General features: G+C 39.9%; 5 protein-coding genes and 1 tRNA gene. 1 reads left to right on the top strand and 5 read right to left on the bottom strand.

Annotation, left to right across the window (positions count from 1 at the left end; genetic code table 11):
- Positions 1 to 73 (bottom strand) — tRNA-Phe (locus tag ACY10D_RS11055).
- 200 nt (positions 74 to 273) lie between these two features.
- Between ACY10D_RS11055 and ACY10D_RS11050 the strand changes: the two genes are divergently transcribed.
- Positions 274 to 762: a dihydrofolate reductase gene (locus tag ACY10D_RS11050; RefSeq protein ID WP_487000787.1), complete on the top strand. Its 489-nt coding sequence runs from the start codon at positions 274 to 276 to the stop codon at positions 760 to 762.
- A gap of 26 nt (positions 763 to 788) precedes the next feature.
- On the opposite strand, the gene lolD is transcribed toward ACY10D_RS11050, so the two are convergent.
- The 4 genes from lolD to carB all read right to left on the bottom strand — a co-directional run bounded on the left by lolD (position 789) and on the right by carB (position 8,116).
- Complete coding sequence (gene lolD / locus ACY10D_RS11045; protein WP_487000786.1) at positions 789 to 1,481, bottom strand: lipoprotein-releasing ABC transporter ATP-binding protein LolD; 693 nt, start codon at positions 1,479 to 1,481, stop codon at positions 789 to 791.
- Positions 1,474 to 2,724 carry a lipoprotein-releasing ABC transporter permease subunit gene (locus ACY10D_RS11040; protein ID WP_487000785.1) on the bottom strand — a complete coding sequence of 417 codons (1,251 nt, stop codon included), beginning with the start codon at positions 2,722 to 2,724 and terminating at the stop codon, positions 1,474 to 1,476. The genes lolD and ACY10D_RS11040 overlap by 8 nt, the downstream gene beginning before the upstream one ends.
- Positions 2,725 to 2,945: 221 nt before the next feature.
- Positions 2,946 to 4,901, bottom strand: coding sequence for an ABC-F family ATP-binding cassette domain-containing protein (locus ACY10D_RS11035; protein ID WP_487000784.1), 1,956 nt, complete (start codon positions 4,899 to 4,901; stop codon positions 2,946 to 2,948).
- Complete coding sequence (gene carB / locus ACY10D_RS11030; protein WP_487000783.1) at positions 4,898 to 8,116, bottom strand: carbamoyl-phosphate synthase (glutamine-hydrolyzing) large subunit; 3,219 nt, start codon at positions 8,114 to 8,116, stop codon at positions 4,898 to 4,900. The genes ACY10D_RS11035 and carB overlap by 4 nt, the downstream gene beginning before the upstream one ends.
- Between the last annotated feature and the right edge of the window lie 151 nt (positions 8,117 to 8,267).

Here is an 8,267-nt window from a genome sequence, read left to right as displayed (position 1 = left end):
TGGCCAGAGGCAGAATCGAACTGCCGACACGAGGATTTTCAGTCCTCTGCTCTACCGACTGAGCTATCTGGCCAATGCCGCATATTAAAGCGGATTTACCCAACTCGGTCAAGCACTTTTTTGAATAATTTATTGCATCCGCCAAAAAGGCTACAAACTAGACAAATAAAGGCTTTAGTTGTTTGCATTAAATACAATTTCATGCCCAATCTTGCTGAATTTTGCGCTACAATGCCTTCCATTGATTTTAATGACTAAAAAGAGAAATCCATTATGTTATCAATTATCGTTGCATATGATCAAAAACAAGGCATTGGCATTAAAAACAGCTTACCTTGGAAACTGTCTGATGATTTGAAAAACTTTAAAAAGCTAACTGAAAACAATTATATCGTCATGGGTCGCAAGACCTTTGACTCGATTGGACGCGCGCTACCTAATCGAAAAAATATCATCCTTACACGCCAAAAAGATTACACACAAGACAAGTGTGCGATCGTTCATGATATTGAGCATATTCTTAATCTAGCGAAAGACAAACCACATTATGAGATATTTATCATCGGCGGCGCTGAGATCTATAGTGTGTTCTTACCCTTTGTCGATCGATTATACATTACCAAAGTCCATGCATTAAAAGAGGCTGATGCTTTTTTCCCACAGTGGCAAGAAAAAGAATTTAAGCGCATTGGACAACGCAGTTATCATAAAGATCAGAACAATGAATGTGATTTTGATTTTGAAGTATGGGAAAGACTTTGAAGGTAAAGTATTAATATTTAAACCAACTACTCTATACGCCCATCCGTAAGTCGATATACCTTATCCATTTCGCGAGCGAAGCGCTCATCATGTGTTACAACAACAAATGCAGTTTTAAACTCATTACTCAATTGATGCATTAATTGCAATACTTTCTCAGAGTTCTCTGCATCAAGATTACCAGTTGGTTCATCAGCCAAAATACAACTCGGCTTAGTCACTAAAGCACGCGCGATAGCAACACGTTGACGCTCACCACCTGATAATGTACTAGGCTTGTGTTTAATGCGATGCGCGAGTCCCACCGCTTCAAGCATTTGCACAGCATCTCTTTGTGCTCTCGTTTTAGCAATATCTTTACGCATCATCAATGGCAACATCACATTATCTTGCGCACTAAACTCAGGCAATAAATGATGAAATTGATAAATGAAACCTAAATGCCTGTTTCTTAGCAAGGCACGTTTATTGGGTGATAGTGCATCCATGCGTTTTCCCGCAAGATAAACTTGACCCTTGCTTGGCGAATCAAGACCCGCGAGCATATTCAAAAGCGTGGTTTTGCCAGAGCCAGATTGCCCTAAAATTGCAACCTTTTGTCCATACTCAACACGCAAATCAATGCCATGCAAGACACCGGTTTCAAGCTTACCTTCTTTATAAACTTTATCAACACCCTCACAAAAGATAGCATACTGATCAAGTTGTAAATCACTCATAACGCAACGCCTCCGCGGGTTGAACTCTTGAAGCACTCCACGCTGGATAAAGTGTCGCTAAGAAACTTAAAATAAGTGATGCAATGGCTACATGCACTAAGTCGCCCATAACGAGCTTTGATGGAATAAAATCAATTTGATATACACTTGGACTTAAGAACTGCACATGGAATACTACCTGAATCCAATTAACAATTTCTGTCGCATTAAGCGATAATACGACACCTAAAAGAATACCAATAATCGTACCAATCACACCAATTGCTAATCCTTGAATAATAAAGGTCATAATAATTTGCCGTGATGACATGCCTAAGGTGCGCATAATAGCAATATCTGAACGTTTATCAGTAACAACCATCACAAGCGACGATAATAAATTAAAAATTGCCACGGCAATAATCAGCATCAAAATAAAGAACATCATCGTTTTTTCCATTTGCAATGCTTGAAAGAAGCTCTTATTCTCATCCGTCCAATCGCGCGCCATATAAAAATCTGGCAATATTTTCGTGTTTAACGTCTCCTTTAAGAACGGTGCTTGATAAATATCTTTGACCCCAAGCTGCAAAGCGCTAACTGAGTTGCCCATTTGGAATAATTTAGCGGCATCATTGATATTAACCAACGCATAATAACTATCATATTGATAACTGACACTAAAAATGCCTGAGACTTTAAACTGCTTTAAGCGTGGAATCATGCCGACTGGTGTTAGATTTGCTTGTGGCACAATAAGGGTAATTTTATCCCCAACTTTGACGCCCAATGAGTCTGCTAAATACTTACCCAGAATGATATTAAACTTACCCGATTGCAATGATGATAAACACCCTTGCTGCATATGCTCAGCAATTGGTACTACTGATCCTTCATATTTTGGGTCAATTCCTTGAATCGCAGCAAAAGCATTAGTGGCATTAGCGGATAACATCCCTTGCCCTTCGATAATTGGAGCCGCACCTGAAATACGCTTATCTTTTTGCTCCAGTGTTTGCGCTAAACTCTCCCAGTTATATAGCTTACCACCTGCTTGGTAAACCTTAACTGGCGGCACCATCATCAAAATACGATCTTTGATTTGTTCATCAAAGCCATTCATCACTGACATTACTGTGATCAACACAGCAACACCTAACGCAATTCCAATAAATGAAATCGCTGAAATAATCGAAATAAACTGATTTTTCTTTTTCGCGCGCAAATAACGCAAACCAATAAACAATGGCAACGGTCGATACATCTAGTTATCCGTCAAATTAAACGCATCGGCATCATAACATAGTTGCGCTTGATGACATATACCCATCATAAATCATTTCTTAATGCTGGCTTACAAAGCAGCTTGTGAAGATTTTAGCAAATTTGATAACCAATAACAGATAGAGCGATTATCAAAATCAAACCCACTGAATAGTTACGAATTTAGTTAATTGTCCAGGTCTCTCTAAGGCCTACCATTATCTAACTTGAAAGCTCTAATTGCTCATTTAACTCAAGCCAAACAAGCTCTTTTTCCTCAAGCTCGACTTGTATTTGCTGATGTGCTTTGAGTAGCTCATTGAGTTGCGCCTTATCCTGATAAGTCGCTTCATCCTGAAGCTTGAGATCCAACGCTTCTTTTTGCGCTTGTAGCTTAGCCATTTCTTTTTCAATTTTTTTAATTTTGTCGATAAGTGGCTTTAGTTTTGCTTGTAATTGCGCGCGTAGTTGGCGTGATTCTTTCTTATTTTTTGGCGTTTCTTGCGCTTCTTGCGTCTCTTTTTTTTCTTGCCTCTCTGATATCCCTGCTATTTTTGGGTCTTTATTATCTACAGCATTAGAAGCCACTTTTTGCTTATCTTTTTTCTTTTGCTCAAGCACATATTGATAATAATCCGTTAAATCACCATCAAAAGTAGACACCTGAGCTTGATCAACTAACCAATATTCATCAACCGTGCTTTCTAGCAAATAACGATCATGCGATATCAACACCAAAGCGCCATCAAAAGATTGTAATGCGAATGCCAAGGCTTCACGCACTTCAATATCTAAATGGTTTGTCGGCTCATCTAGAAGTAAAAAGTTAGGCTTTTGATAAACGATTAATGCAAGTGCCAAGCGCGCCTTCTCACCGCCTGAGAAACCATCAACTGCCGATAACGCCATTTCATTACTAAAGTTAAATCGACCTAAAAATTTGCGTGCCTGCTCATCGGTAATTTTCGCATCCAAACGCTTCATGTGTGTTAAGGCAGAGGCTGTAAAATCAAGCGCATCTAACGAATGCTGTGCGAAATAGCCGATCTTGAGATCTGGGTGTTTTTTGCTCTGCCCTTGTAATAATGCTAAATCGCCAACTAAGCCTTTAACAAAGGTTGATTTCCCAGCGCCATTTTTACCCAAAAGGCCAATACGCATTTCTGGCAAAATCATGGTATTAAGATCGTTTAAAATAACTTTATCGCCATATCCCAACACACCATTATCAAGTGTCAATAAACTGCCTGTTGGCATCTTAGTGTTCTCAGCAAAGTTAAAACTAAAGTTTTGCTTATCATGTACCGCTTCAATACGCTGCATTTTCTCAAGCATTTTAACGCGCGATTGTGCTTGTTTTGCTTTGGATGCTTTGGCTTTAAAGCGATTAACAAAACTTTCCAAATGGGCAATTTTCTGCTGTTGTTTAACATGTGCTTTTTGTTGCAACAAGCGTTTTTCATGATATTGCTTTTCAAAAGATGAATAGTTACCTGTGTAACTATCAATGCCTTTATTTTCAATATACAACACTCGCTCAACGACATTATCGAGAAATATTCGATCGTGTGAGATAAGGACAATCGCACCTTGGTAATTTTGTAAATAACGCTCAAGCCACATTACCGCATCTAAATCCAAATGGTTTGTTGGCTCATCTAGCAGCAATATTTCAGCTTGTTGTAATAAAGCTTGCGCTAAATTCAAGCGAATACGCCAACCACCTGAGAGCGATTTCACTGGTTCATGCAACTGCTTTGGTTCAAAGCCTAAGCCATCTAACAATTGCGCGGCTTGTGACTCCAGTTGATAACCACCTAATGCTTCAAAATCAGCATGCAATCGCGCATGCTCTTCATAAGCCTCATCAGCGAGCGCTTGCTCCATTGCCACCGTTAATCGATGTAACTCGGCATTGCCTTGCATAACATAGCGCACAACCGAAGTCTCTAAATCATCAACTTCTTGTTTAACCGTCACAATACGCGTGCCCTTAGCAATCTCAAGTTCACCTTGATCCGCCTGCAAGCCTTGAGCTAAGAGCATAAATAATGAGGTCTTGCCCGCGCCATTAGCACCAACAAGACCGATTTTTTGCTTATCATAAATTGCGAAGCTCACATCATCAAATAATGTCTTTAAGCCGCGCTGTAATGAGATATTTTGTAATGTAATCAAGCACGAGTCTCCATAAACTCTCGCCACGATTTCACGTGAATTGGCGCATCATGCAACTCAGCCAATGAACGTAACGTCAATTCAGCAATCTGCAAATTAGTAATCAGTGGGATATGGTGATCAACTGCAAGACGGCGAATCTTAAAGCCATCAGATACATTATCATCACTGACATGTTGCTGGCGGCGTGGAATATTGATAATCAAATCAACACAATGATCAGCAATCACCGTTTCAACATTAGGCGCTTCTGATTCACTGATTTTGTGGGTTAATTTCGTTTCAACACCCAAATCACTTAAATATTGATGTGTCCCGGTTGTGGTATAAATCTCCCAACCTTGCTCATGCAAACGCTTGATTTCAGGCATGAGTTTAACCTTTTTATCACCACCGATTGATAGAAGTATTTTCTTGCGTTTAACAAACATCTCTGTCGCTTGCCATGACTTATAAAACGCATCTAATAGATCATAGCCAATACATCCGACTTCACCAGTAGAAGACATTTCAACGTGAGCCACAGGGTTCGCGCCCTTTAAGCGGTTATACGAAAACTGTGATGTTTTAACACCGACATAGTCAAGATCGAGCGTGTTATAACGCTTTTTCTTATATTTACCGATAATTACTTCTGTTGCGATTTCAATAAAGTTATGTCCTGTGACTTTCGAGACAAACGGGAAAGATCTTGAAGCGCGTAGATTACACTCAATCACTTTAAGGTTATTATCTTTAGCGATAAATTGAATATTAAAAGGTCCTGAGATATTTAATGCTTTAACAATCTTCTTGGTAATACGTTTAGCTCGACGAATCGTCTCAAGATATAGATTTTGTGGTGGCAGCACAATCGTGGCATCACCTGAATGAACACCGGCATTCTCAACGTGCTCAGAAATCGCATATATAACAATTTCACCATTCTCAGCCACACCATCCATTTCAAGCTCTTTAGCATTATTGATAAAATCCGAAATAACCACAGGATGCTCAGGTGATACCGAAGTTGCTTCTGCCAAGTATTGCTCAAGTGCATCTTCTGAGTAGATCACATTCATCGCCGCCCCTGATAGCACATACGATGGACGCACCAAAATGGGGTAACCAACCTTATCTGAGAACTCTTTGGCTTTCTCCAGCGTTGTTACCGATTGCCATTCTGGTTGGTCAATACCTAAATCATTCAACATCGTTGAGAATATCGCGCGATTCTCTGCTTTGTTAATATTCTGCGGTGAAGTGCCTAAAATCGGATAACCAGCTCTTGCCAATGGCACGACCAAGTTATTGGCAATTTGCCCACCCACAGAGACTACAATCCCTTTTAGATTTTCAAAATCAGCAATATCTTGTACACGCTCAAATGTTAATTGCTCAAAGTACAAACGATCAGACTCATCATAATCAGTTGAGACCGTCTCAGGGTTTGAGTTAATAATAATTGGTGACTCACCCAGTTTCTTCAACGTATGTGCCGTCGTCACGCCACACCAGTCAAACTCAACTGATGAACCGATACTATAAGGACCAGAACCAATAATTAGGCTTGCCTCGATTTCAGACGGTTTGACATCATGCTCAATCCCATGATACGTCATATATAGATAATTGGTCTCTGCTTCAAACTCACCTGCTAAAGTATCGATTTGTTTGACATAAGACACGATACCCTGTGAGATACGCCAAGCACGCAAAGCCTGCACATCCATCTCACGGAAACGTGCAATGGACTTATCAGAAAACCCAAGTTTTTTGGCTTCTTTTAACAACTCTTTCGTCAGTGGATTGTTTAAATTCTTTAAGCGGTTTTCCATTTCAGCAATCGTATGCATATGGTTTAAAAACCACTTATCAATCTTTGATAACTGATAGGCTTTCTCTATATCACCACCTTGCACAAAAAAGCGATGTAACGCAAAGATCCTGCGATCAGTCGCGCGCTCAATTTCAAGCTCAAGATCCGGAATCTCAAAAGGATAATCCGATAAATCCGCCGCACCAATGTTAAGCATGCCTACAGCCTTTTGTAGGCCTTCAGGGAATGATCGACCAATAGCCATCACCTCGCCGACAGACTTCATTTCAGTCCCGATAAAGCGCTCAGCTTTTTTAAGCTTATGCGTATCCCAACGTGGAATCTTAACAACGATATAATCAAGTGCTGGCTCAAAATACGCACAGGTTTTCTTAGTTACCGCATTTTGTAATTCATGCAGGTTATAACCTAAAATCAATTTCGCCGCGATAAAGGCTAGTGGGTAGCCTGTCGCTTTTGACGCCAAAGCTGAGGAACGTGACAAACGTGGGTTAATCTCAATTACGCGATAATCTGACGTCTCGAGATTAAATGCATATTGAATATTACACTCACCGATAATCTCAAAGTGATTAGCCACATCAATCGCGATCTTACGTAAGCGATGATACTCTTCATTGTTAAGGGATTGCGATGGTGAAACAACGATACTTTCACCGGTATGGATCCCCATAGGATCAAAGTTTTCCATATTGCATACGGTCAGTACATTGCCTGCCATATCGCGCACAATTTCATATTCAAACTCATTCCATCCTAGTAGACACTCTTCAATCAATACTTGTGAGGTAGCATTTAATACTTCGGTGACGCGATGCTTAAGTTCGCTTTCCGTTGTAACGATCCCTGAACCTAATCCTCCCAATGAAAAGCCTGAACGCATCATCAATGGAAAGCCTATTTCCTTTGCTGCGGCTAAAGATTCTTCTAACGTTGTTGCAACAAAACTCTTCGCGGTTTTAACATTAATCTCATCTAACTTATCTTTGAAAAGCCCGCGATCTTCAGCTTCTTTGATCGTTTGTACTGAGCTGCCTAGCACTTTGACATTATGCAGTGCTAAAATACCCTTTTCTTCAAGTTTAAGGCCTAAGTTTAATGCCGTTTGCCCGCCGAAGCTTAGCATGATTGCATCGGGTTTTTCTTTCTCAATAATTTTAGTCACATGCGCCAAATCTAATGGCTCAAAATAGACTTCATCCGCCATACCAGGATCGGTTTGAATGGTGGCAATATTGGGATTAACCAAGATAACTTTGATGCCTTCTTCTTTTAACGCTTTAATAGCTTGCGATCCGGAATAATCAAATTCACCTGCTTGTGAGATGCGGATTCCGCCAGAACCTAATAGTAAAACTTTTTGAATATGCTTGAATTGCTCGCGATGATTAATCATTGAAATTTCACGTTGTCCGAGGTTACCTTATTCTAAAGAATTTTTTGTGAAAGGCAATTGACGATTTTTATTTTTATACCGCTCGTAAATCATTTTGCGGTGTTCAATGGCGAAGAAGTTTTTGAGTCTTTTGAGCAATTGTATTGCAGGC

This window comes from Cysteiniphilum sp., from assembly GCF_057495195.1.
This window is presented reverse-complemented; position numbering and strand designations above follow the sequence as displayed.